The 22664-nt window shown below is 69.0% G+C and carries 24 protein-coding genes; 9 read left to right on the forward strand and 15 right to left on the reverse strand.

Going from position 1 to position 22664, the window contains the following annotated elements:
• The 4 genes from ABN401_RS07310 to ABN401_RS07325 form a co-directional block, all read right to left on the reverse strand.
• On the reverse strand, window positions 1–2169 hold the full coding sequence (locus tag ABN401_RS07310; RefSeq protein WP_349684181.1) for a prolyl oligopeptidase family serine peptidase: 2169 nt from the start codon (window positions 2167–2169) through the stop codon (window positions 1–3).
• 15 nt (window positions 2170–2184) lie between these two features.
• Window positions 2185–4335, reverse strand: coding sequence for a prolyl oligopeptidase family serine peptidase (locus tag ABN401_RS07315; protein ID WP_349684182.1), 2151 nt, complete (start codon window positions 4333–4335; stop codon window positions 2185–2187).
• Window positions 4336–4425: 90 nt separating this feature from the next.
• A complete protein-coding gene (locus tag ABN401_RS07320; RefSeq protein ID WP_349684183.1) occupies window positions 4426–4758 on the reverse strand; it encodes a PilZ domain-containing protein in 333 nt (110 codons plus the stop codon).
• Window positions 4759–4858: 100 nt separating this feature from the next.
• The gene (locus ABN401_RS07325) at window positions 4859–5179 is read right to left on the reverse strand and encodes a 2Fe-2S iron-sulfur cluster-binding protein (RefSeq protein WP_349684184.1); all 321 of its coding nucleotides are present in this window, start codon (window positions 5177–5179) and stop codon (window positions 4859–4861) included.
• A 74-nt stretch (window positions 5180–5253) separates the two neighbouring features.
• On the opposite strand from ABN401_RS07325, the gene ABN401_RS07330 reads away from it, so the two are divergent.
• Together ABN401_RS07330 and ABN401_RS07335 are read left to right on the forward strand one after the other, a co-directional pair.
• Window positions 5254–5493 (forward strand): hypothetical protein, encoded by a 240-nt coding sequence (locus ABN401_RS07330; protein ID WP_349684185.1) that lies wholly within the window; start codon window positions 5254–5256, stop codon window positions 5491–5493.
• Entirely contained in the window at window positions 5490–5867 is a 378-nt protein-coding gene (locus ABN401_RS07335) for a PIN domain-containing protein (RefSeq protein WP_349684186.1), read from the forward strand. The genes ABN401_RS07330 and ABN401_RS07335 overlap by 4 nt, the downstream gene beginning before the upstream one ends.
• Here ABN401_RS07335 and ABN401_RS07340 read toward each other — a convergent pair whose 3' ends face one another.
• From ABN401_RS07340 to sdhC, 4 genes are read right to left on the reverse strand one after another with little or no spacing between them, the layout of a single operon-like run.
• Window positions 5868–6665: a succinate dehydrogenase iron-sulfur subunit gene (locus ABN401_RS07340; protein ID WP_349684187.1), complete on the reverse strand. Its 798-nt coding sequence runs from the start codon at window positions 6663–6665 to the stop codon at window positions 5868–5870.
• Window positions 6666–6672: 7 nt separating this feature from the next.
• Window positions 6673–8475, reverse strand: a complete 1803-nt coding sequence (gene sdhA, locus ABN401_RS07345) for a succinate dehydrogenase flavoprotein subunit (protein WP_349684188.1) — start codon at window positions 8473–8475, stop codon at window positions 6673–6675.
• A complete protein-coding gene (sdhD, locus tag ABN401_RS07350) occupies window positions 8475–8882 on the reverse strand; it encodes a succinate dehydrogenase, hydrophobic membrane anchor protein (RefSeq protein ID WP_349684189.1) in 408 nt (135 codons plus the stop codon). Before sdhD ends, sdhA begins: the two co-directional genes overlap by 1 nt.
• Window positions 8879–9358 carry a succinate dehydrogenase, cytochrome b556 subunit gene (gene sdhC, locus ABN401_RS07355; protein ID WP_349684190.1) on the reverse strand — a complete coding sequence of 160 codons (480 nt, stop codon included), beginning with the start codon at window positions 9356–9358 and terminating at the stop codon, window positions 8879–8881. Before sdhC ends, sdhD begins: the two co-directional genes overlap by 4 nt.
• A 208-nt stretch (window positions 9359–9566) precedes the next feature.
• On the opposite strand from sdhC, the gene ABN401_RS07360 reads away from it, so the two are divergent.
• A complete protein-coding gene (locus ABN401_RS07360; RefSeq protein ID WP_349684191.1) occupies window positions 9567–10139 on the forward strand; it encodes a hypothetical protein in 573 nt (190 codons plus the stop codon).
• 13 nt (window positions 10140–10152) lie between these two features.
• Here ABN401_RS07360 and ABN401_RS07365 read toward each other — a convergent pair whose 3' ends face one another.
• Both ABN401_RS07365 and ABN401_RS07370 read right to left on the reverse strand, forming a co-directional pair.
• Window positions 10153–10569: an HIT domain-containing protein gene (locus ABN401_RS07365; protein WP_349684348.1), complete on the reverse strand. Its 417-nt coding sequence runs from the start codon at window positions 10567–10569 to the stop codon at window positions 10153–10155.
• 2 nt (window positions 10570–10571) lie between these two features.
• Window positions 10572–11462, reverse strand: a complete 891-nt coding sequence (locus ABN401_RS07370) for an SIMPL domain-containing protein (RefSeq protein ID WP_349684192.1) — start codon at window positions 11460–11462, stop codon at window positions 10572–10574.
• A gap of 189 nt (window positions 11463–11651) precedes the next feature.
• On the opposite strand from ABN401_RS07370, the gene mdh reads away from it, so the two are divergent.
• Entirely contained in the window at window positions 11652–12614 is a 963-nt protein-coding gene (gene mdh / locus ABN401_RS07375) for a malate dehydrogenase (protein ID WP_349684193.1), read from the forward strand.
• A 162-nt stretch (window positions 12615–12776) separates the two neighbouring features.
• Here mdh and ABN401_RS07380 read toward each other — a convergent pair whose 3' ends face one another.
• Window positions 12777–13286, reverse strand: coding sequence for a YbjN domain-containing protein (locus ABN401_RS07380; RefSeq protein WP_349684194.1), 510 nt, complete (start codon window positions 13284–13286; stop codon window positions 12777–12779).
• A gap of 25 nt (window positions 13287–13311) precedes the next feature.
• The gene (gene zapE, locus ABN401_RS07385) at window positions 13312–14460 is read right to left on the reverse strand and encodes a cell division protein ZapE (RefSeq protein ID WP_349684195.1); all 1149 of its coding nucleotides are present in this window, start codon (window positions 14458–14460) and stop codon (window positions 13312–13314) included.
• Window positions 14461–14623: 163 nt separating this feature from the next.
• On the opposite strand from zapE, the gene ABN401_RS07390 reads away from it, so the two are divergent.
• From ABN401_RS07390 to ABN401_RS07400, 3 genes are read left to right on the forward strand one after another with little or no spacing between them, the layout of a single operon-like run.
• Window positions 14624–15670, forward strand: a complete 1047-nt coding sequence (locus ABN401_RS07390; protein WP_349684196.1) for an aspartate-semialdehyde dehydrogenase — start codon at window positions 14624–14626, stop codon at window positions 15668–15670.
• Between the two features lie 34 nt (window positions 15671–15704).
• On the forward strand, window positions 15705–16622 hold the full coding sequence (gene rarD, locus ABN401_RS07395) for an EamA family transporter RarD (RefSeq protein WP_349684197.1): 918 nt from the start codon (window positions 15705–15707) through the stop codon (window positions 16620–16622).
• A gap of 25 nt (window positions 16623–16647) precedes the next feature.
• Entirely contained in the window at window positions 16648–18162 is a 1515-nt protein-coding gene (locus ABN401_RS07400; RefSeq protein ID WP_349684198.1) for an MFS transporter, read from the forward strand.
• Here ABN401_RS07400 and ABN401_RS07405 read toward each other — a convergent pair.
• Both ABN401_RS07405 and ABN401_RS07410 read right to left on the reverse strand, forming a co-directional pair.
• Window positions 18147–19292 carry a serine hydrolase domain-containing protein gene (locus ABN401_RS07405; RefSeq protein WP_349684199.1) on the reverse strand — a complete coding sequence of 382 codons (1146 nt, stop codon included), beginning with the start codon at window positions 19290–19292 and terminating at the stop codon, window positions 18147–18149. The genes ABN401_RS07400 and ABN401_RS07405 overlap by 16 nt on opposite strands.
• Window positions 19289–20518 carry a BaiN/RdsA family NAD(P)/FAD-dependent oxidoreductase gene (locus ABN401_RS07410; RefSeq protein ID WP_349684200.1) on the reverse strand — a complete coding sequence of 410 codons (1230 nt, stop codon included), beginning with the start codon at window positions 20516–20518 and terminating at the stop codon, window positions 19289–19291. Before ABN401_RS07410 ends, ABN401_RS07405 begins: the two co-directional genes overlap by 4 nt.
• A gap of 198 nt (window positions 20519–20716) precedes the next feature.
• Between ABN401_RS07410 and greA the strand changes: the two genes are divergently transcribed.
• Both greA and ABN401_RS07420 read left to right on the forward strand, forming a co-directional pair.
• Window positions 20717–21193, forward strand: a complete 477-nt coding sequence (gene greA, locus ABN401_RS07415) for a transcription elongation factor GreA (protein WP_349684201.1) — start codon at window positions 20717–20719, stop codon at window positions 21191–21193.
• 134 nt (window positions 21194–21327) lie between these two features.
• Window positions 21328–21495 (forward strand): hypothetical protein, encoded by a 168-nt coding sequence (locus tag ABN401_RS07420; RefSeq protein WP_349684202.1) that lies wholly within the window; start codon window positions 21328–21330, stop codon window positions 21493–21495.
• A 2-nt stretch (window positions 21496–21497) separates the two neighbouring features.
• Here the strand turns inward: ABN401_RS07420 and prfA are convergent, their stop codons facing one another.
• On the reverse strand, window positions 21498–22565 hold the full coding sequence (gene prfA / locus ABN401_RS07425; RefSeq protein ID WP_349684203.1) for a peptide chain release factor 1: 1068 nt from the start codon (window positions 22563–22565) through the stop codon (window positions 21498–21500).
• Window positions 22566–22664: the final 99 nt, after the last annotated feature.

The raw sequence follows: 22664 nt of genomic DNA on the forward strand, positions 1-22664 counted from the left end.
TTAGTCCATCAACTGCTGGGCCAGGTAGACGTAATGCCGGGCCCATCGCCGGGCGTTCGCCACCGGGTCGGCGTCGTTGGAGTGACCGCCGGCCGTCTCCTCGTAGTAGAGGTGGTCGTGGCCCTGATCGCCAAGGCGCGCCGCGAACTTCCGGGCATGGCCCGGATGCACCCGATCATCGCGCGTGTTGGTGGTGATGTAGACGCGCGGATACTCCGCCTCGGGGCTCAGCCGCTGATAGGCCGAGTAGTCGGCGATGAAGGCGGCGTCGCCCGGAATGCGGGGATCGCCATATTCTCCGATCCAGGACGCGCCGGCCGGCAGATCCTGATAGCGCAGCATGTCGATCAGGGGGCTCTCTATCACTGCGGCGTTGAACAGCTCGGGCCGCTGGGTGATCGACACGCTGGTCAGGACCCCACCGTTCGACCGGCCATAGATGCCCAGATGCCGGGGCGAGGTGATGCCGCGCGCGATCAGGTCCTGGCCGACGGCCGCGAAATCGTCGAACGACCGCTGGCGGTTCTCGCGCAACGCCGCCTGGTGCCAGGCCGGTCCGAACTCGCCACCGCCTCGGATGTTGGCCTGGACGAAGACGCCGCCGTTCTCCAACCACAGCTTGCCCATCTCGGGCTTGTAGGCGGGCGGGAAGCTGACCTGGAAGCCGCCGTAGCCGAACAGGATGGTCGGGGCCGGACCCGTCAGCTCGCGCGGGCGGGTGACGAAATAGGGAATGCGCGTGCCGTCGCTGGACACCGCCTCGAACTGCTCGACCACATGGGTGGAGGCATCGAACTTGGCACCCGTGGTCTTCAGTTCGGTCATGACCCCTGCGGCCACGTTCGCCAGGTTCAGCGTCGGCGGCGTCAGGAAGCCCTGGGTCGAGACGAACACCTCGCCGCGCGACTTGGAGCTGTCGCCCAGTCCGACGGCGCTGTTGGCGGGAACGGCCAGGTCCGTGGCCGTCCACGAGGCGTGGCCGCGGTCCGTCGGCACGCTGTCGAAGCGTTTCAGGGTGCCGACCACATTGTCGGACACCACCGCCAGAATGGCGTCGGCCATGACCCGGACGGTGTCGATCGACTGGCGCTCGCCCGGCGCGAAGATCACGGCGGGATCACCGTTGGTCCGGGTGAGTTCAGGTTGCGACAGCGCATCCAGCGTCGCGATCATCAGCGCGCCCGAGGGCCAGGTCGCGCCGGCCGCCGTCCAGTCCTGATCCAGCGAGAAGACCAGCTGGCGACCGATGGTGCCGTTGATGCCGACCCGCTCGGGCAGATTCAGCTTGACCGCCCGGCCATCGACCCAGCGCCAGGTCTCGGCGCGGAAGGTGTCCAGCGGACGACGGAACAGCACCGCCTCGACGTTGCCATCCTTGTCCCGATAGACCGAGGGGCTGACGCCGTAGCCGCCGTCGCCCAGATCGCCGCGATAGACCTCTGTGGCCTGGGCCAGGGTCTGGCCGCGCGACAGCGTCTTGACGATGTAGGGATAGCCCGACTCGGTCAGGGTGGATCGCCCGCCCTCCTCGCCGAAATCGGTGGCGATCAGCAGGGTGTCGCGGTCCAGCCAGCTGATGCGGTGCTTGCCCTCGGGCAGGACGAAGCCACCGTCCACGAAGGTCCGGGTGACGGTGTCGAACTCGCGCACGACGACCGCGTCCTTGCCGCCGTCGGACAGGCTGATCAGACAGCGGGTGTCGTCGGGGGCCAGGCAGTTGGCCCCCTTCCAGACCCAGTCACGGCCCTCGGCGCGGGCCAGGGCGTCGACGTCGATCAGGGTCTCCCAGGTCGTATCGGCGCCGCGATAGCCGTCCAGCGTCGTGCGCCGCCACAGGCCCTTGGGATTGGTCGCGTCCTGCCAGAAGTTGCCGATGCCATCGGCCAGGAAGGACGGAGCCGGAATGCGGTCCGTGGCGGTCAGGATCGCCTCGGCCTGCGACCGGAACGTCTCGTAGCGCGGATCGCCGGTCAAGGCCGCCAGCGCCCGCTCGTTCGACGCCCGCACGAAGGCCATGGCCTCGGTGCCTTCGACCTCTTCCAGGGCCAGATGGTCGTCCGCCGCCCGTACCCCCGCTGGAGACAGGTCGCTCGGCAGGTGGGGCAAGGTCTGAGACAGGGCCGGAGAGGCCATGAGCGCGGCCAGGGCCGCCATCGTCGCGATACGCATGGGTCTCAACTCCACTCAGTCCATCAGCCTGCGGGTCAGGTAGGTGTATTCGAGCGCCAGCCGCCGGGCCGTCTCGCGCAGGTTCGCCGCCGCTCCGTGGCCGCCGTCGGTGTTCTCGTAGAACAGGACCGGATAGCCCAGCTCCTGCATCCGGGCGGCGGCCTTACGGGCGTGCCCGGGATGGACGCGGTCGTCCTTTGTCGAGGTGTGGATGAAGACCTCGGGATAGGGCTGGTCCGCCCGCAGGTTCTGATAGGGCGAATAGGCCTGGATCCAGGCGCGTTCCTCGGGGATGTCCGGGTTGCCGTATTCCGCGATCCAGCTGGCCCCGGCCAGCAGCCGGTGGAAGCGAAGCATGTCGAACAGGGGCACCTGGATGATGGCCGCGTTGATCAGGTCGGGGCGCTGGGTCAGCATCGCCCCCATGAACAGTCCGCCCTGCGAGCCACCCATGATGCCGAGGCGCCGCTGGGAGGTGATGCCGCGCGCGATCAGGTCGGCGGCCACGGCCTGGAAGTCCTCGTGCGCGCGCTGGCGGTTTTCCTGCAGCGCCGCCTCGTGCCAGCGGGGCCCGAACTCGCCGCCGCCCCGGGTGTTGGCGACCACATAGGTGCCGCCCCGCTCCAGCCACAGCTTGCCCATGGGTGCCGAATAGCCCGGCAACTGGGACACCTCGAACCCGCCATAGCCGTACAGCATAGTCGGATTGGAGCCGTCCATGGGCGCATCGGCGCGGTGGACGACGAAATAGGGGATCATGGTGCCGTCGGCCGAGCGCGCCTCGAACTGCTGGACCTCCAGCCCCTCGGCGTCGAACTTGGGCGGCAATGACTTGACCTGAGCCAGGTCGCCGGTGGCGGCGTCCGCCAGATAGAGAGTGGACGGCGTCAGATAGCCGGCCGCGGAGACGAAGACCCGATCGTCCTGCTCCGACGCCGAGCCCACGCCCACGGTGACGTTCTCGGGAAGGTCCAGGCGTGTGCGCGCCCATTCGCCCGAGGGGTTGGGGCGATAGACGTAGACATTGCCGCGCACGTTCTCGAACAGGGCGACCACCAGGCTGTTGCGGGTGGCGTTGATGCCCTCGATCGCCTCGCGTTCGCCCGGCCGGATGACCAGCTGGGCCCGGGCGGTCGGATCGGCCAGCCAGTCCGACAGGGTCCAGGCGATGACGTCGCCGGTCTTGAACGCCTGCCCTGACGGGGCGGTCCAGTCCTCCTTCAGCGAGACCACCAGCTGGCCCTGGACCAGGGCATTGATGTCGGATTTCGCCGGCAACCGCAGCTGGGTGGTCGTCCCGTCCGGATTCAGGACGTGGGTTTCGCTCTCATAGAAGTTCACGCCGCGATTGATCAGGACCGCCTGGACCACACCGTCCGCGTCCCGCAGGGCAGACGCCCCGACCGAGACGTCGGTGGGCTGGCCGGTGAAGATCGTCTCGGCCTGGTCGATCGTCTGGCCGCGCCGCAGCCGCTTGACGATCATCGGATAGCCCGAAGTGGTCAGCGAGCCTTCGCCGAAGTCGCGGGCGATCAGCAGGGTGTCCTGGTCGACCCAGGTCACGCCGCCCTTGGATTCCGGCAGCTCGAACCCGCCGTCCACGAAGGTGCGGGCGACGCTGTCGAACTCGCGCACCGTGATCGCGTCCTTGCCGCCGTCCGACAGCGAGATCAAGCACAGGCGTTCGTCGGGCGGCAGGCAGTTGGAGCCGCGATAGACCCAGTTCTTGCCCTCGGCCCGCGCCAGGGAGTCGATGTCCAGGATCGTCTCCCACTCGGGCGCGTCGGTGCGGTAGCTGTCGAGCGTCGTGCGCCGCCAGACGCCACGGATGTTCGTCCCGTCCTGCCAGAAGTTGTCGATCATGCCGGCATGGGTGAAGGACGGACCGGGGATGCGGTCGCGGGCCTCCAGGATCGCCAGGGCCGAGTCGTGCAGGCCAGCGTAGCGGGGATCGCCCTGAAGCACGCCCAGAGACCGGGTATTCTGCTCCTCGACCCAGGCCAGGGCGCGTTCGCCTTCGACCTCTTCCAGCCACAGGTAGGGATCGCTGGCGTCCGTGGTGGCGAAGGCGACGTCGGTGGGGGCGGAAGGAACGGTCTGGGCCAGGGCGGCGCTCGTGAGGCTGGAGGTCATGAGAAGCGCGGCGAGCGCGGCGGAGCGGATCATGGGCGGCATCTTCCTTGTCTCGGACGACGGCACCTTAAGGGCTTGATCGGGCCTGTGAAGTCGGATTGCGCGACGGCCGCCGACAGAGGCTCAGCGCCCGCCCGCGCGCAGCCAGGCCTCGCGGGCGGCCAGCAGGCGTGACGGCACGAGTCCCCGCAGGGACGCTCCGCCTTTGCGCTTCAGGCCCGTCTCGGCACCCTGACGCCACGCGGTCTCCGCCTCGATCGCCAACCCGGCCGCCACATCGACGACCGTGACGCGAGGCGGCAAGGCGATCGCCCGGTCCAGCCTGAGCCTCAAGCCCCCGTCGGAAGTATCGGCGATCACGCAGGACAGCTCGATACCGGGCGCGAGGACGACCCCGCGCGCGTTGGCGGGGCTGCGGGGGGTGACGCGACGATCGGATGGCTGGGATTTGAACACGGACACTCAACGCGCGCGAGACTCAGGCGGTTGTCGCCCCCTCGCCCCGCCGGTGTGACCCAGGTCGCGTCGGGCGTCCAGTTCCGTCAGGGCCGACGCCTCAGTGTTGACTTTGCGGCAGGCGGACGATCAGCCCGTCCAGGGCGTCGGATACCCGGATCTGGCACGACAGGCGCGAGTTCGGCTCGACCTCCTCGGCGAAGTCCAGCATAGACTCTTCCATGGCCGATGCCTTGCCGGTCTTCTCGCGCCAGGCCTCGTCGACATAGACGTGACAGGTGGCGCAGGCGCAGGCGCCGCCGCAATCCGCGTCGATGCCGGGCACATTGTTGCGGATCGCGCCCTCCATCACCGACAGGCCGGGCTTGACCTCAACGGCATGCTCGCGCCCGTCGTGCTCGATGTAGGTGATCTTGGCCATGGCGGGGTCATCGCAAAGCCCGCCTGTAGAGGCAAGACCGCAATTTGTCGCCGTAAGAAAAGTATGGCACATTGTTGCGCATGGGCGACTTGCGCAAGATCACAGCCTTTGTTCCAGTCGATCTCATGGAACGGGCACAATCGCTGTCCGGAGAAGGCGTGACCGAAACTCTTCGGCGCGCGCTCGAACGCTATGCCGTTTCGGAATGGTCGCGGCAGATGCTCGATCTCCAGGGCAGGGTCGATTTCAGCGACTTCGACCTGGACGCCCTTCGCGAAGACCGGGAGTTCGACGCGGTCGGAAACGTGGTTTGATCGCGGCCGATACGAGCAGCGTGATCAACTTTCTGACGCGGCAAAACACACCCGACGCGCGGCTGGTCGAGGCGGCGTTTCGTGCCGAAACCCTCAGGCTGCCCCCGCCGGTCGTGACCGAACTGCTGTCATCGCCTCGTGCCGAGCTTAGCCTGCGAGGCGTCGTGGATAAGGCGGGGATGCTTCCCATTCGCGACGATTTCTGGAGCGCAGCGGGTGCCTTGCGACGATCGCTGCTCTTGCGCGGCCTCAAGGCACGACTGGCGGACTCCCTGATCGCTCAGTGCTGCATCGACGCCAACATCCCGTTGATCACGCGCGATGGCGACTTCCGCCATTTCGCCGACCATTGCGGCCTGAAGCTCGCCGTCTGATCAGGCGGCCTGCTTCCGGCGCCCCGGCGCCACCATCAGCTTCTTGGTCTCGGCGATGGCCTTGGCGGGGTTCAGCCCCTTCGGACACACCTGGGCGCAGTTCATGATGGTGTGGCAGCGGTAAAGCTTGAACGGGTCTTCCAGGTCGTCGAGACGGTCCTGGGTCTTGTCGTCGCGGCTGTCGGCGATCCAGCGATAGGACTGCAGCAGGGCCGCCGGGCCCAGATACTCCGTCTGGTTCCACCAGTAGCTGGGGCAGGACGTCGAACAGCAGGCGCACAGGATGCACTCGTAGAGGCCGTCCAGCTTCTCGCGGTCGGCCGGGCTCTGGCGGCGTTCCTTCTCCGGGTCCGCGTCGTCGGACTGGAGGTAGGGCTTGATCGAGTCGTACTGGGCGTAGAACAGCGTCAGGTCCGTCACCAGGTCCTTGACCACCGGCTGATGCGGCAGGGGGGCGATCGCGATCGTAGAGCCCGAGCACTCCTCCCAGCCCTTGGTGCAGGCCAGGGTGTTCCTCCCGTCGATATTCATCGAGCAGGAGCCGCAGATGCCCTCGCGGCACGAGCGGCGAAAGGTCAGGGTCGGGTCGATCGTCGACTTGATGTGGATCAGGGCGTCCAGCAGCATCGGGCCGTGGTCGTCGGCCGAGACCTGGTATTCGTCCCAGCGCGGGTCGGCCGAGACCTCGGGGTCATAGCGGTAGACCCGGTAGGTCTTGACGTTCCTGGCGCCCTTCGGGGCCTTGTGGACCTTGCCCTTGGTCGGCCTGGAGCCACGGGGGAGGGTGAGCTGGACCATCGGTTCCTCAGTAAACCCGCGCCTTGGGTTTGATGTATTCGATGTCCGAAGACATCGTGTATTCGTGCACCGGGCGGTAGTCGATCTGGACGTCCTGACCGGGGCGCTTCCAGGCCAGACTATGTTTCATCCAGGTCGCGTCGTCGCGGTCGGGGAAATCCTCGCGGGCGTGGGCGCCCCGGCTTTCCTTGCGGTTCGCCGCGCTCTCGATCGTGACCAGGGCCTGGTCGATCAGGTTGTCGTATTCGAGCGTCTCGACCAGGTCGGTGTTCCAGATCATGCCGCGATCGGTGGTCTGGATGTCGGCGCCCCGCGCGTGGATGGCGCGCAGCTTGGCCACGCCCTCGTCCAGCGAGCCGCCGGTGCGGAACACCGCCGCATCGGACTGCATGGCCCGCTGCATCTCGCGGCGCAGCTCGGCCGTGGGCGTCGATCCCGAGGCGTTCCGGAAGCGGTCCAGTCGGGCCAGATGGGCGTCCGTCGCCGAAGCCGGCGCGTCCGGCACGGCCGAGGCCTTGTCCACCACCTCTCCCGCCCGCAGGCCCGCCGCGCGGCCGAACACCACAAGGTCGGTCAGGGAGTTGGAGCCCAGGCGATTGGCGCCGTGCACCGACACGCAGGCCGCCTCGCCCACGGCCATCAGCCCGGGCACGACGCTGTCGGGGTTGCCGTCGCGCAGGGTCAGCACCTCGCCGTGATAGTTCGTGGGGATGCCGCCCATGTTGTAGTGGACGGTCGGAATGACCGGGATCGGCTCCTTGGTCACATCGACGCCGGCGAAGATCTTGGCACTCTCGGAGATGCCCGGCAGCCGCTCGTGCAGCACGGCGGGATCCAGGTGATCCAGGTGCAGGTTGATGTGGTCCTTGTTCGGACCCACGCCGCGCCCTTCGCGGATCTCCATGGTCATGGAGCGGCTGACGACGTCGCGGCTGGCCAGATCCTTGGCGGACGGCGCATAGCGTTCCATGAACCGCTCGCCCTCGGAGTTGGTCAGATAGCCGCCCTCGCCCCGCGCGCCCTCGGTGATCAGGCAGCCCGCGCCATAGATGCCGGTCGGGTGGAACTGGACGAACTCCATGTCCTGCAGCGGCAGGCCGGCGCGCAGCACCATGGCGTTGCCGTCGCCGGTGCAGGTGTGGGCGGAGGTGGCGCTGAAATAGGCGCGGCCGTATCCGCCGGTGGCCAGGATCACCAGCTTGGCGCGGAATCGGTGCAGCGTCCCGTCGTCCAGCTTCCAGGCCGTGACGCCGGTGCAGGCGCTGCTTCCATCAGACTGGGCCTGCATGATCAGGTCGAGCGCGAAATACTCGATGAAGAACTCGACCTCGCGGCGCACCGACTGGCCATAGAGGGTGTGCAGGATGGCGTGGCCGGTGCGGTCGGCCGCCGCGCAGGTGCGCTGCACCGGCCCTTCGCCATAGTTCTTGGTCATGCCGCCGAAGGCGCGCTGATAGATCTTGCCGTCTTCCGTCCGGCTGAAGGGCACGCCCCAGTGCTCGAGCTCATAGACGGCCTTGGGGGCCTCGCGGACCAGATATTCGATGGCGTCCTGGTCGCCCAGCCAGTCTGACCCTTTGACGGTGTCGTACATGTGCCAGCGCCAATCGTCTTCGCCCATGTTGCCGAGCGAGGCGGAGATGCCGCCCTGGGCCGCCACGGTGTGGGACCGGGTCGGAAAGACCTTGGTGACGCAGGCGACCTTCAGTCCCTGCTGGGCGGCCCCGAGCGCGGCGCGCAGGCCGGAACCGCCGGCGCCCACCACGACGACGTCATAGGCGTGATCGACGAACGGGTAGGAGGAAGCCATCAGAATCCAAATCCGGCCGGCAGCGGCGCCGAACCCAGCGCCAGCCGCACGATGAAGAAGACGCTGCCGGCGGCCAGCGCCAGGCAGAACAGGGTGTTGAGGCCCAGCAGCAGACCCTTGGCCCCGTCGGTGTGGATATAGTCCTCCACGATCACTTTCAGGCCCATGTTCATGTGCCACAGGGTCGCAAGCAGGGTGACGGCGAGGATCGAGGCGTTGACCCGGTTCGAGAACCAGTCGAGCGCGCCCTCATAGCCGCCGCCGGCGATCTGGAACGCCGCCCACAAGGCCCAGACGGTCAGAGGCACGAGAAGGAGCGACGACAGCCGCTCGGCCGTCCATTCGCCCGCCCCGTGGCGCTCGGAGACCTTGACGCCCTTTCGGAAGGCCTTGCGAACCTGGCTCACAGCGTCACCTTTCCGCTGGCGAACAGCACGGCCCAGAAGACCACCGAGGCGATCACGCCGAACCAGATCGACAGGTGCGAAGCCGTGTCGGCCGCCTTGGGCGACAGGCCTGCGCCCGCGTCCCAGATCAGGTGCCGGACCCCGGCGGCGAGATGGTACATCAGGCACACGGTCAGACCGAACCACACGATCAGGCCGATCGGCGACCCTGCCAGACCCACGAAGGTCGCATAGGCCTCGGGTCCGAAGGCCAGGGCGCCCAGCCACAGAACGATCAGCGCCGTCGCGCCATACAGGGCCGAGCCCGTGATCCGCGTCAGAATCGAGGCCAGCATGGTGACGTGCCATCGCCAGACCTGGAGGTGCGGCGACAGGGGGCGCGGACGACCGTTGGGCTGGATGACAAAGCGGCCGGTCTGGTCTCCGGTCGGGTCGTTCGATGAATCGAGCGGCGCGCCGGGGGAGGCGTTCGACATGCGAATGGTTCTCAAAAACCCTGGAAGATCAAGCGTTGGCTGATGCGCGACAGGCTTTAGGGACGGTCGCAGGGGGGTGTCAACGAAACCGGCCGGCGCAAACGGCCGCAGCGCACGAGTTCGTCGGGCCGCGTGGGGAACCGATCACATTTTCGCGTGTCGCCTGTTTGCTCTAGTCGCGCGCCGCGCGGGACGACAGTCTCGCGACATGAGCCTGTTCGCCCTGATTTTGCTCGCGGTTTCGCCGGTCCAACAGGCCGGCGCGGTTCCCTACACCCGGGAGGTCTATGCGCCTCCGCCCGTTCGACCGTTCGAGCCGCCCTCCAGCTTCGGCCGGGTGACGGCCGAGGGCGACGGCGGGGGCGATCCACGCCGACCTCCGATCGTCGCGCCGGTCGCGGTCGAGAACTACAGCCGCAGCTACGAGCACGCGCCATCGACGGCCGACAACGCCTACGACCGGGGCGTCGACAACGCCGAAGCCGCGATGGACGCCCGGATGGGACCGCTGGACGGTCTGTGGACGCTGCGCGACGCCGAGGGGCGGCTGATCCTGCAACTCTCGCTCAGTGACCGGAGCCCCGATCGACCGCTCGAAGGGGCGTTTCGCAGGACCGGCGGCACCGGCGGCACAGCCCCGATCGAGGCGGCCAGCCAGGGTGAGGGACGGCTGGTCCTGACACTGGGCGACGCCCAGCTTGAACTGACGCCGGCGGGTGATCTCTGGCAGGGAACCTGGTTCGAGGATGGCCAGATCCGGGCCGTTCGCCTGACCCGCTAACCGTCTCCGCCGCTCAGTCCTGCGCGACCCGCGCGAGCGCGTCGCGCAGGGCCGCTGCCTCGTACCGCTCGCCCCCGCCCCGGCCCCAGACCGGGTCCGGCCAAAGGGGATCGTCTCGCCGCCGCCCCACGATGTGGACGTGCAGCTGCGCCGTGACGTTGCCCAGCGCGGCGACATTCAGCTTGTCGACCGGCCGGCCGGCCGCCTGGCCCAGCGCGCGCACCAAGGCCCCCGCCCGCACGATCTCTTCCACCAGGGCCACACGGTCGGCCGCCGTCAGGTGCTCGACCTCCGTCGCCCCCTCGATCCGGGGCATAAGGATCAACCAGGGAAACCGGGCGTCGTCCTGGAGACGGACATGGCACAGGGGCCATTCGGCGGCGACGACCGATCCGGCCTCGAAGGCGGCATCGGGCTGGAACTCATAGATCGTCACTGGAGCCCGTAGACCACGCACGCCTGGTCGGTCAGGACCTGCAGCGGCGGCTGCAGCGCCAGCCGCGCCGCCTCGATCTGGGCTTCGGACGGGGCCTGGCCCGGCGCGGGCGGAGGGGGTGGGGGCGGCGGGGGCGGAGCCATCGCCCTCATGCGACTGCCCGTCACGACCACCTCGGCATCAACCGTCGTCGCCTGTCCCCCGCCCCCGCCATACGACGGCCACCCCGCCAGGACGTCGGTCTGGCATGCCCGCCCCGTCGGATCGATCACGCGGACGGAGCCCAGGGCCGCGCCAGCGTTCTCGGCCGCCGCCCGGGCCCGACGCGCCGCATCGCGGACGGCCTCATTGGCCAGATTGGTCTTGGCGACGTTGTCCGGTTCCAGCTGGAAATAGACCTGGCCGATCGACGCCGGCTGGGACGCCACCACCGTCGCATAGACCCGCTCCAGCACGGACACGTCGCGGACCTGGACCTGAATGGTCGCCTGGGCTTGATAGCGTTCGATCCGGTCGGCCCGGGTGTTGTCGCGCAGGATTCCGTTCTCGTCGCGGTACTGGTCATACAGGGGCTGGGTCGACAGGGTCGTCTCGACCCGCACGTTCTCGACGCCATAGGCCGCCAGCGTCTGGCTGAGCGCGCGGATCTGGTCGGCGGCCTTCCTGGAAGCCTCGGCGACACTGCGGTCCACGGTCTGGAAACTGGCCGAGAACTGGGCGCGGTTGGCCTGAAGCTCAACCCGGACATAGCCAATGGAGGCGATGACCGGATCGCGCATCCACCACGGGGCCGGGACGTATTGCTGGCCGATGGTTGCCGGCGGCGTCTGGGCCAGGGCCGGGACGGCGATGGTCGACAACAGGGCGGCGGCGAGGACGGCACGCATCGGCTTGCTCCTTCGTGTTCGGGCCAGAGGCTCGCAAGACCCGGCCCGTCGGTAAAGCCCCGCCTCGCCCGCTTGCGACCTTGCCTCATGGGGTCTAGACCGCCGCCCGACGATTTCTGACATCGCACCGCAGCAAGCCCCGGCCTCAAGCAGCGCTCAGCGCGGTAGGCCAACAAGAAGGAGACCTCCATGGCCAGAGCCAAGATCGCCCTTATCGGCGCCGGAATGATCGGCGGCACCCTGGCCCATGTCGTGGCGCGCGAAGCCCTGGGCGACGTCATCCTGTTCGACATCGCCGAGGGCACGCCCCAGGGCAAGGCGCTGGACATCGCCGAGGCCTCGGCCGTCTTCGGCGCCGACGTGGCTTTGAAGGGCGCCAACGACTATGCCGACATCGCGGGCGCCGACGTCTGCATCGTCACCGCCGGCGTGCCGAGGAAGCCGGGCATGAGCCGCGACGACCTGATCGGCATCAATCTGAAGGTCATGAAGGCCGTCGGCGAGGGCATCAAGGCGCATGCGCCCAACGCCTTCGTCATCTGCATCACCAACCCGCTGGATGCCATGGTCTGGGCCCTGCAGAAGTTCTCGGGCCTGCCCAAGGAGAAGGTCGTCGGCATGGCCGGCGTGCTGGACTCGGCCCGCTTCGCCTATTTCCTGGCCGAGAAGACTGGCGTCTCGGTGCAGGACATCCACGCCTGGACGCTGGGTGGCCACGGCGACGACATGGTGCCGATGGTGCGCCACTCCACCGTCGGCGGCCTGCCCCTGCCTGACGCGGTCAAGGCCGGCTTCATGACGCAAGAGGAGCTGGACGCCATCGTCGATCGCACGCGCAAGGGCGGCGGCGAGATCGTGGCCTTGCTGAAGACGGGCTCGGCTTTCTACGCCCCGGCCGAGAGCGCTGTCGCCATGGCCCGCTCCTATCTGAAGGACGAGAAGCGCGTCCTGCCCTGCGCCGTCTGGCTGTCGGGCGAGTACGGCCTGTCGGACCTCTACGTCGGCGTGCCCGCCCTGCTGGGCGCCGGCGGCGTCGAGAAGATCATCGAGTTCACGACCAACGATGACGAGAAGGCGATGTTCAAGAAGTCGGTGGAGTCGGTGAAGGGCCTGATCCAGGCCTGCAAGGATATCGAACCGAGTCTGGCTTGACCCGTCTCCTCCCTGTCGCGCAGCGATGGGGAGGTTGCTCGGAGCGAAGCGGAGAGACAGAGGGGCTCGCGCCGCGCACGCGATCGCGCCGCGTTCAGAACCCCTCCGTCAGCTCGCAAGGGCTCGCTGCCACCTCCCCCCGCCTTCGGCGCGGGGAGGAGACTATTGCGCCTGTGGGCTCACCGTCCGGCCGAGGTCGATGGCAAGGCTGCGCCACACCTGAATGTGGTCGTCCAACTGGGCACCGCCGCCGCCCTGGTTCAGCAGCACGTCGTACTGCGCCACCGCCTGACCGGGCGCCGTCGTGCCCTCCTCCGGCGCGGCGTAGAAGGCCTTCACGAAGCGGCGCTCGCCGTTCCAGCGGCCGATGACGGCCTCGGTCGCCTGGGGCCCTGTGAAGGCGGCGGTGAACTGCACGTCGGGGCAGGCCCCTCCGGTGCAGGAGAACAGCGTCAGGACCCAGCGAAGCGGTCCGTCGTCCACCCGCACATAGACCCGATCACCCGAGGTCTGGGGCTCCGACACCGTCAGCCCCGCCGCCGTCAGTCGGCCCGTAATCTCGGCCACCGGCAGGCCCGACCAGCGCGCGGACGCGGTGTCCTGACCCAGGGCGGGCTGGACCAGCAGGCTCAGGGCCGCGACAGGGGCGGCGATCAGGGCGAACAGCTTCATCTTGAAATCCTGAGGGTCGATCCGGTCAGTCTAGCGCCGATTGCGGCGACGCAACGACCGGTGCGTCCAGCGTCTCGGTCTGGGCCTGATCCAGCCAGGCCGCGCCCTGCATCTCATTGAGGCGCGACACTGTCCGCTGGAACTCGAAGGCTCCGTCACCGGCCGGATAGAGGGCCTCCGGCGCGCCTGCCGCCAGGGCGACCAGACGGCGGCGCGCCTCATACAGGGTGTCGATCAGGGTCACGAACCGGTTCGCCGCCTGACGCCTGTCAGGGGTCAGCAGAGGGATGTCCTCGATGAACAGGGTGTGGAAGCGCGCCGCGATCGCCAGATAGTCGCGCGATCCCAGAGGCCGGTCGCAGAGCTCGGAGAACGTCGCCCGCGCCAGCCCACCCGCCGTCCTCTGGATCGTAACGTCACGGCCGAGGATATGCAGCGTCGCCGGGCATTCGGGCATCTCGCCCTTCAGATCGGTCCAGAGCATTTCGAAGCCCGTTCGCCGGGCCTCGCCTTCGCCGTTGTACCAGAACCGCGACGCGCGCATCCGGTCCAGCCGCCAGTCGCGCGCGCCCTTCAGCTCCACCACCTGGCAACGTTCGACGATGCGATCGATGAAGGGCACGAACAGCGGCCGGTTGATCCCGTCCTTGTAGAGCTGGTCCGGCGCGCGGTTCGACGTGATGCAGACCACGACCTTCCGCTCGAACAGGGCGTCGAACAGCCGACCGAGGATCATGGCGTCGGCGATGTCGGTCACCTGCAGCTCGTCGAAGCACAGCAGCCGCGCCTCCGACGCGATCAGGGCCGCGACCGGCTCGATCGGGTCGTCGCCCCTGTGCGTGCCGAACACAGCCTGCCGGGCGCGCTTGTCGCCCTCACGCCACTGGCGGATCAGGTCGTGGACCTGGCCCATGAAGGCGTGAAAATGGGCGCGCGTCTTTCGCTTCTCCGGCGCGCAGGCGAAGAACAGATCCATCAGGATGGACTTGCCCCGACCCGGCGGTCCCCACAGATAGACGCCGCGCACCTCGGGCCGGCCTCCGAACAGACCCCGCTTGCCGAGGTCCGTCTCCAGCCGGGACAGGGCGTCGACCGCCCCCGCCTGCGCCGGATCGGCCGTCAGCCGTCCGTCCTTCAACCGTTTCTGATAGGCGGCACGCGTGCGGGATCCCATGAGAAGCGGGCTTAACGAGGCCCGCCGCCGCTGAAAAGCGGTTGCTTCGCACACGCGAAGGCATAAATGCGACGAGCCGGGCGCTCGCGTTCGGCCTACTCCCCAAACCGCGCTCAAGCAGCGAGCGACCGCGTCGCGAGCGTTAGCGCATTAAGGAACAGCCATGGGCTACAAGATCGCCATCGTGGGCGCGACCGGCAACGTCGGGCGCGAAATGCTGACCATCCTGGAGGAACTGCAGTTCCCCGTGGACGAGATGCACGCCGTGGCGTCGCGCAAATCCAAGGGCATCGAGGTGGCCTGGGGCGACAAGACCATCAAATGCGAGGTCATCGACAGCTTCGACTTTTCCAAGGTCGACATCGTCCTGATGTCGGCCGGCGGCGACGTCTCGCGCGAATGGTCCGAGAAGATCGGCAAGATGGGCCCGATCGTGATCGACAATTCCTCGGCCTTCCGGCGCGATCCGGACGTGCCTCTGATCGTGCCCGAGGTGAACCCCGACGCGATCAGACTGGCGACCAAGAAGAACATCATCGCCAACCCCAACTGCTCGACCGCCCAGCTGGTCGTGGCGCTGAAGCCCCTGCATGACGCGGCGAAGATCAAGCGGGCGGTCGTCTCGACCTACCAGTCCGTTTCCGGGGCCGGGAAGGAGGGCATGGACGAGCTGTGGAACCAGACCAAGGCCATCTATGGCCTGGGCGACGCGCGCCCCAAGAAGTTCCCCAAGCAGATCGCCTTCAACGTCATTCCCATGATCGGGTCGTTCCGCGACGACGGCTATACCGACGAGGAAGCCAAGATGTGGGACGAGACCCACAAGATGCTGGACCCGGCGATCAAGCTGACGGTGACCTGCGTGCGCGTGCCGGTCTTCGTCGGCCACTCCGAGGCCGTGACGGTCGAGTTCGACCGGCCGATCAGCCCCGACGAGGCCCGCGCTATCCTGCGCGAGGCCCCCGGCGTCCTGGTGGTCGATAAGCAGGAACACGACGGCTACATCACCCCCGTCGACGCCGCCGGCGAGCACGCCGTCTATGTCAGCCGCATCCGCAAGGACCACACGGTCGAGAACGGTCTGTGCTTCTGGGTGGTTTCGGACAATCTGAGGAAGGGCGCGGCCCTGAACGCCGTCCAGATCGCCCAGCTTCTGGACGAGACGGGGACCATCAAGCCCAAGAGCGGCTATCGGTCGATCACGGTCTGATCACCCTTTCCCGCCCGGGAGAGGGGATAACCTCATGACCGTCTCCAAAGCCCAGGCCCCCTTCCTGTCCGCCCTAGGATGTTACGTCATCTGGGGCTTCATGCCGTTGCTGTTCATGGGACAGGCGGCGATCGGTTTCGACTCGGCCGAAATCCTGTCGCACCGCGCCCTGTGGTCGGTGCTCTTCGCTGGCGGGCTGGTCCTGCTCGCCAGCCAGTCCGGGCAGGTGCGGACGGCGCTGTCGCAGCCGCGCACCCTGGCCTGGCTGGCGCTCGCCACGGTGCTGATCGCCTTCAACTGGGGCGTCTATGTCTGGGCCACGACGCACCAGGCCACGCTGGAAGCCAGCCTGGGCTACTACATCAACCCGCTGCTCAACATGGTCGTGGGGCTGTGGTTGTTCCGCGAGCGGATCGACCGCTGGGGCTGGGTGGCCATCGGCCTGGCGGCGGTGGGCGTGCTGTTCCAGGCCCTGGCGCTGGGCCGCCCACCGTGGATCAGCCTGATGCTGGCCTTCAGCTTCGGGGCCTATGGCGTCATCAAGAAGCGGGTGCCGGTCGAGGCCCAGGCCGGGCTGTTCATCGAATGCCTGATCCTGGTGCCGTTCGGGATCGCCTATGTCGCCTGGCTGCAGATGGCGGGTCAGGGGCACGGCTTCGCCTCGGCCGAGGGTTTCGGCTGGGCCCTGCTGAACGGCCCGGCGACGGTTCTGCCCCTGGCCCTGTTCGCCTTCGCCGCCCGACGGATGCCCCTGTCGACCATGGGCTTCATCCAGTTCCTGGCGCCCACGCTGCAGTTCTGCGTCGGCCTGGCCACGGGCGAGGATTTCACCGTGCTGAGAGGCGTGTCCTTTGCCTTCATCTGGCTCGGCGCAGGCGTCTTCGCCGCCGCCGCCATCATGCGGGCCCGGGCGGCCCGGAGGGCCCTCGCCGAGGCCGCCCAGCCGGTCTAGCCTTCCGGTCCAACCCGGAGGCGTCATGCACGGTCCCCAGCGTCCGCCCTGCGAGGCCGGTCAGGTCCAGTCGATCGCAGCCGGGACCCCGCCCCTTTCCGCGAGCCGCAAGCGCGCCATCCTGGCCGCCACCGTCCTGGGCTCGTCCCTGACCTTCATCGACGGCTCGGCCCTGGGCGTCGCCCTGCCAGCCATCCAGCGGGACCTGGGGGCGGGCCCGGCGGCGGCCCAATGGATTTCCAACGCCTATCTGCTGACGCTCGGGGCGCTGGTCCTGACCGGCGGCGCGGCGGGCGACCGGTTCGGCAGGAAGCGGGTCTTCCTGATCGGCGTGATCCTGTTCGCCCTGGCCTCGGTCGCCTGCGGCCTGACTCCGACGGCCGAGTTGCTGATCGTCGGCCGGGCGATCCAGGGCGTCGGCGCCGCCCTGCTGACGCCCGGGGCGCTGGCGCTGATCGGGGCGAGCTTTCCGCCCGAGGAACGGGGGCGGGCCTTCGGGACCTGGGCCGGGGCCGGGGCCCTGTTCGGCATGGCCGGGCCGCTGGTCGGGGGCTGGTTGTCGGACAACGCGGACTGGCGGGCCATCTTCTGGATCAACGTCCCCCTCGCGGCCCTGACGGTGGCGGTGGCCGCCCGCGTCCCGGAGAGCCGCGATCCCGAGGCCCGGGGTCTGGACGTGCCGGGGGCGGTGCTGGCCGTGGCGGGCCTCGCCGCCCTGACCTGGAGCCTGACGGCCGCGCCGGATCTGGGCTGGACCTCCCCCGCTGTGCTGGCGGGCCTGGCCGGCGGGGTGGGCCTGCTCGGAGGCTTTCTGTGGGCCGAGGCGCGCGAAGCCCATCCGATGATGCCGTTGAGCCTGTTCCGGTCGTCCGTGTTCAGTGGAATCAACCTGTTGACCCTGCTGCTTTATTTCGCCCTGGGCGGCGCCATGTTCTTCCTGCACTTCGACCTGATCCGGGTTCAGGGGTGGAGCGCGACCGAGGCGGGGGCGGCCATGCTTCCTTTCGCCGTGGTCATGGGGCTGTTCTCGGGCCTGGCGGGGCGGATCGCCGATCGCTTCGGCGCGCGGCTGTCGCTCGGCGTCGGTCCTGTGCTGGCAGGCATCGGCCTTCTGATGCTCGCCCTTCCCGGGCGCGGGGCTGGATATATCGACGGGCCTCTGGCGGGGATGACGGTCATGGCGATCGGCATGACCCTGGCCGTCGGCCCCCTGACGGGGGCGGTGATGGGGGCGGTCGAACCGGGCAAGACGGGCGTCGCCTCCGGCGTCAACAACGCCGTGGCGCGGGTGGCGGGTCTGCTGGCCGTGGCCCTGCTGGGCGTCGTCCTGTCGGCGGTGTTCGTGGCCCTGCTGGACCAGCCGGACGCGCGCGCGACCCTGGGCCAGGTCATGGCGGGCGACGGCGGGCTGGAGGAGGCCGCCATCGACGCCTTTCACGCGGCCTTCCGCGCGGTGATGACCGTGTCCGGGGCCTGCGCCATCCTCGCCGGGGCGATCGGCCTCCTGACCGCGCCCGGTCGGCCTCAGAAGGCCGCGTAAAGCGCCTGGATCAACCGTTGCGCGCGAGGGTCGCCGATCAGATAGGGCGACTGGCGGGTCATGGCATAGGCCGCCGAGAGCTTCTTGGCCGGATCGGCGAAGGCGCAGGAGCCGCCCCAGCCGCAGTGGCCCACCGCCTCCGGGTTCGGGCCGAAGATGTCCAGACCGGCGTTCCGCGTGAACCCCGCCGCCCAGCTCATGACGAAGGGCAGGACCTTGTCCTGGCCCGCCACCCGCTCGCGCGTCGCCTCGGCGAGGACGGTCGGCGACAGCACCCGCTTTCCGTCCAGCATCCCGTCGTTGGCGACGATGCCCAAGATCCGCGCCAGATCCCGCGCTGTGCCGTGCAGGTTGGCCGAGGGGATCTCGATGGAGCGCCACTCGGCCGAGCCTCGCCCGCCGGGGGCCGAGCCCTTGTCGAGGAAAGCCGCCTTCTTGATCGCGTCGATGGTCCCCAGGTCCGTCGCCTTGGACGGCTTCCTCAGCGCCGCGACCCGCCCATGTTCGGCCACGGGCAGGCCGATCCACAGGTCCAGATCGAACGGCCGGGCGAAGTCCTCGGCCAGGGCCCGCCCCAGGGTCCGCCCGTCCGCCAGACGGAACACCTCATTGGCCAGATAGCCGACGGTGATGGGGTGATAGCCCGAGCCCGTGCCCGGCGGCCACATCGGGGCCTGGGCCGACAGCCGGTCCAGCACCGCCTGCCGGTCGAACCAGATCGCCGGCTCCACCGTCTCGGAAAAGCCCGGCAGGCCCGACTGGTGTGACAGCAGCTGGGCCACCGTCACCTCCCCTTTGCCGTTCGCGCCGAAGGCGGCCCACAGGTGGGCGATCTTCTCCTCATAGGCCAGCTTGCCGCGCTCCACGGCCGAGGCCATCAGCAGCGCCATCACCGCCTTGCCGGTCGAGAAAACGGGCATCAGCGTCCGCTCGGTCGCCGGTACCGCCCCGGCCGGATCGGCGTGACCCGCCCACAGGTCGACGACGACCTCGCCCTCGATCACCACCGAAAACCGCGCCGCCTGTTCGTTGAGCCCGTCGGGCGCATCGGTGAAGTTGTCGGCGAAGGCGTCCTTCACGGCGGACAGACGCGGCGGGCAGTGGCCGGAGATGTCGGGCAGGTCGGTCATGCGCCTTCCCTAGCGGCCGATTGCGACGCCTGCCACTCCAGCGCGCCGTGCCCGGCGACGACGCCCGAGGCCAGGCTGGCCTGCAACAGATAGCCGCCGGTCGGGGCCTCCCAGTCGATCATCTCCCCGGCGACGAAGACCCCCGGCCGCGCCGTCAGCATCAACGATGGACCGACGCCCTCGAACCGCACCCCGCCCGCCGAGGAAATGGCCCGCTCCAGACCCTGGATCCCGGTCAGCGTCAGCCGCACCGCCTTGATCCGCTTGGCCAGCTTGGGCGCGCCCGGCGGCACCTCGCCGATCTCGCGCAGGATGGCGACGGCGACCGGCGACAGGCCCCCCGCCTTCCTCAGATGGTTGGTGACGCTGTCCTTGCCGCGTGGCCGCGCCAGCCGTTCGGCTAGCGCCTCCTCGGTCAGGTCCGGACGCAGATCGACCGTCAGGATCGCCGATCCGTCCCGGGCGATCGCCTCTCGCAGCGCCGCCGACAGGGCATAGACCGCCCCGCCTTCGATGCCATAGCGGGTGACGATCAACTCGCCCCGGACCGTCTGTCCGCCGAAGCTCAGCGCCGCGGGCTTCAGCACCGCCCCGGCGAACCGGTCGATCAGGACCGGCGACCAATCCACGTCGAAGCCTGCGTTGGCGGGCACCAGGGGCTGGACCGGCACGCCCGCGCCCTCCAGCCAGGGGACCCACGCTCCATCCGACCCCAGCCGGGGCCAGCTCGCCCCGCCCAAGGCCAGCACGGTCGCAGAAGGGCGCTCCACCCGCTCGCCCGCCGGTGTCTCGAACACTAAGTCGCCGTCGCGCCAGCCGATCCAGCGAGACCGCGCGCGGACCTCGACGCCCAGATCCGCCAGACGTGCGAGCCAGGCCCGCAGCAGGGGCGAGGCCTTCATCGCCCGGGGGAACACGCGGCCCGACGACCCGACGAAGGTCGGTTGCCCCAGCCCCTCGGCCCAGGCGATCAGGTCGCTCTGGGAGAAAGCCTCGAGCCACGGCGCGATCTCTGCCCGGCGCTCGCCATAGCGGCCGACGAAGGCGTCCGGGGCCTCGGAGTGGGTCAGATTGAGCCCGCCGCGACCGGCCATCAGGAACTTGCGGCCCACCGACGGCATGCGGTCGTGCACCACCACCCTGGCCCCGCCCCGGGCCAGCGTCTCGGCAGCCATCAGCCCGGCCGGGCCGGCGCCGATGACATGGACGGGGTCGAGGCTGCTCATCGGCGGGGTGTAGCGCGGCGGGAAAGGCTCGTCTCCCTCCCCGTCCCGGGGAGGGTGGCTGAGCGCAGCGAGGCCGGGTGGGGGCGGCCCCGACGGCCTCTGGACCGCCCCACCCGGTCGCTTCGCGACCTGCCCTCCCCCAAGGGGGAGGGAGACGCTTGCGGCGGAACGTCCGTGTGCCGCATACGCTTGGACCCCATGAGCGTCGCCTTCACCCGCGAGGAGGATCTGGAGGCCACGGCGGCCGATCTGCCGGACCGCCCGATCTCTCCGCATCCCAATCTGGTCACGCCCGCCGGGCTGGCGGCCATCGACGCCGCCCTGGCGGAGGCGCGCGCAGCCTATGCCGCCGCCCAGGCCAGGGGTTCGATCGAGGCCGACCGCACCGCCATGGCTCGCGCCACGCGCGACCTGCGCTACTGGTCCGCCCGCCGCGCCACCGCCCAGGTGGTAGAGAGCCCCGCCGACGGTCGCGTCCGCTTCGGCGGCTCCGTCACCATCGAGCGCGACGACGGCCGCACCCAGACCTGGCGCATCGTCGGCGAGGACGAGGCCGATCCCGCGAACGGCTCGGTCAGCCATGTCTCGCCCCTGACGCGCGCCCTGATCGGCAAGGGCGTCGGCGACGAGGCGACGGTCGCCGGACAGTCGGTCGAAATCATCGCGGTGGACTGAACGGCCGGACCACCCCACATTGGGGCATAGCGCCGACGGCTTTCGCCGGGACGACACTCCGCGCTCAAGCAGCGAGGCCCAAAATCCTTTCGAGGAATGCGAGCCGAGCGTTAGCGCCAACAAAAAGGACGCCCATGGCCAGAAAACCCAACTATAGCTTCGAGCGGATGGAACGCGACAAGGCCGACGCCGAAAAGGCCGCCCGCAAGGCCGCCGCCAAGCTGGCCAAGAAGGAAGCCAAGGCCCGGGGCGAAGACGTCGATCACCCCGACTGGCAGCCGCCCGAAGACGAAACCGCCTGACCTCAGGCGAATTCCGCCTCGAGATCGGACAGCCGCGCGGCCTGATCCTCGGCGATCAGGGCGTTCAGCAGGGGGTCGAGGTCCCCTTCCAGAATCTGCGGCAGGCTGTGCAGGGTCAGGTTGATCCGGTGGTCGCTGACCCGCCCCTGCGGGAAGTTGTAGGTCCGGATGCGCTCTGACCGGTCGCCGGACCCGACCTGGGATTTGCGCGCGTCCGACCGGGCCGCGTCCTTGGCCTGGCGCTGCTGGTCGTACAGGCGCACCCGCAGGTTCTTCATCGCCTTGTCGCGATTGACGTGCTGGGACTTCTCGGACGACGTCACCACGATGCCGGTCGGCAGGTGGGTGATGCGCACGGCTGAATCCGTCTTGTTGACGTGCTGCCCGCCCGAGCCCGAGGCCCGGTAGGTGTCGATGCGGATGTCCTTGTCCTGAATGTCGATCTCGACGTCCTCGACCTCGGGCAGGACCGCCACCGTCGCCGCCGAGGTGTGGATACGCCCGCCGGCCTCGGTCGTGGGCACGCGCTGGACCCGGTGGACGCCGCTTTCGAACTTCAGGCGGCCGAACACGCCATCGCCCGTCACGGTGGCGATGATCTCCTTGTAGCCCCCGACCTCGCCTTCGGTCGCACTGTCGATCTCGACCCGCCAGCCGCGGGTGGAGGCATAGCGGCTGTACATGCGGAACAGGTCGCCGGCGAACAGGGCCGCCTCATCGCCGCCGGTGCCGGCGCGGACTTCCAGCACGGCCGAGGCGTTCTCGTCGGCGTCGCGCGGTGCCAGGAGCAGGGCGACATCGCGCTCCATGTCCGGCAGCCGGGCGTTCAATACCTCCAGCTCGTCGGCCGCCATGGCCGCCATCTCGGGGTCGGCCGCCATGGCCTGCAGCTCCTCGATATCGGACCGGGCCCGCGCCAGCGCCATGACGGCGTCGGCGACCGGCTTCATCTCGGCGTGCTCCTTGGACAGGCGCACGATCTCCTGGCCATCGGTGGCCGCCCCCATCCGCGCCTCCACCTGGTGGAAGCGGTCGAGGACCTGATCGAGCTTGGACTGGGGCAGACGCAAAGGGGAAAAGGACCGGTTTCAGCGAAGGGGCGGACCCATATCGCGCGTGGCGCGGACTGTCGATGCGGCGGAGGACTGCGGTAGACGGACAGAAAAATT

This window comes from Brevundimonas aurifodinae, assembly GCF_040195595.1.
Taxonomy (GTDB): domain Bacteria; phylum Pseudomonadota; class Alphaproteobacteria; order Caulobacterales; family Caulobacteraceae; genus Brevundimonas; species Brevundimonas aurifodinae.

Coding starts and splice junctions, on each gene's coding strand:
- ABN401_RS07310 (WP_349684181.1), bottom strand. CDS start 2,169: ATGCGTATCGCGACGATGGCGGCCCTGGCCGCGCTCATGGCCTCTCCG.
- ABN401_RS07315 (WP_349684182.1), bottom strand. CDS start 4,335: ATGATCCGCTCCGCCGCGCTCGCCGCGCTTCTCATGACCTCCAGCCTC.
- ABN401_RS07325 (WP_349684184.1), bottom strand. CDS start 5,179: ATGGCCAAGATCACCTACATCGAGCACGACGGGCGCGAGCATGCCGTT.
- ABN401_RS07340 (WP_349684187.1), bottom strand. CDS start 6,665: ATGGTCCAGCTCACCCTCCCCCGTGGCTCCAGGCCGACCAAGGGCAAG.
- sdhA (WP_349684188.1), bottom strand. CDS start 8,475: ATGGCTTCCTCCTACCCGTTCGTCGATCACGCCTATGACGTCGTCGTG.
- sdhC (WP_349684190.1), bottom strand. CDS start 9,358: ATGTCGAACGCCTCCCCCGGCGCGCCGCTCGATTCATCGAACGACCCG.
- ABN401_RS07360 (WP_349684191.1), top strand. CDS start 9,567: ATGAGCCTGTTCGCCCTGATTTTGCTCGCGGTTTCGCCGGTCCAACAG.
- ABN401_RS07370 (WP_349684192.1), bottom strand. CDS start 11,462: ATGCGTGCCGTCCTCGCCGCCGCCCTGTTGTCGACCATCGCCGTCCCG.
- mdh (WP_349684193.1), top strand. CDS start 11,652: ATGGCCAGAGCCAAGATCGCCCTTATCGGCGCCGGAATGATCGGCGGC.
- ABN401_RS07380 (WP_349684194.1), bottom strand. CDS start 13,286: ATGAAGCTGTTCGCCCTGATCGCCGCCCCTGTCGCGGCCCTGAGCCTG.
- zapE (WP_349684195.1), bottom strand. CDS start 14,460: ATGGGATCCCGCACGCGTGCCGCCTATCAGAAACGGTTGAAGGACGGA.
- ABN401_RS07390 (WP_349684196.1), top strand. CDS start 14,624: ATGGGCTACAAGATCGCCATCGTGGGCGCGACCGGCAACGTCGGGCGC.
- rarD (WP_349684197.1), top strand. CDS start 15,705: ATGACCGTCTCCAAAGCCCAGGCCCCCTTCCTGTCCGCCCTAGGATGT.
- ABN401_RS07400 (WP_349684198.1), top strand. CDS start 16,648: ATGCACGGTCCCCAGCGTCCGCCCTGCGAGGCCGGTCAGGTCCAGTCG.
- ABN401_RS07405 (WP_349684199.1), bottom strand. CDS start 19,292: ATGACCGACCTGCCCGACATCTCCGGCCACTGCCCGCCGCGTCTGTCC.
- ABN401_RS07410 (WP_349684200.1), bottom strand. CDS start 20,518: ATGAGCAGCCTCGACCCCGTCCATGTCATCGGCGCCGGCCCGGCCGGG.
- greA (WP_349684201.1), top strand. CDS start 20,717: ATGAGCGTCGCCTTCACCCGCGAGGAGGATCTGGAGGCCACGGCGGCC.
- ABN401_RS07420 (WP_349684202.1), top strand. CDS start 21,328: ATGGCCAGAAAACCCAACTATAGCTTCGAGCGGATGGAACGCGACAAG.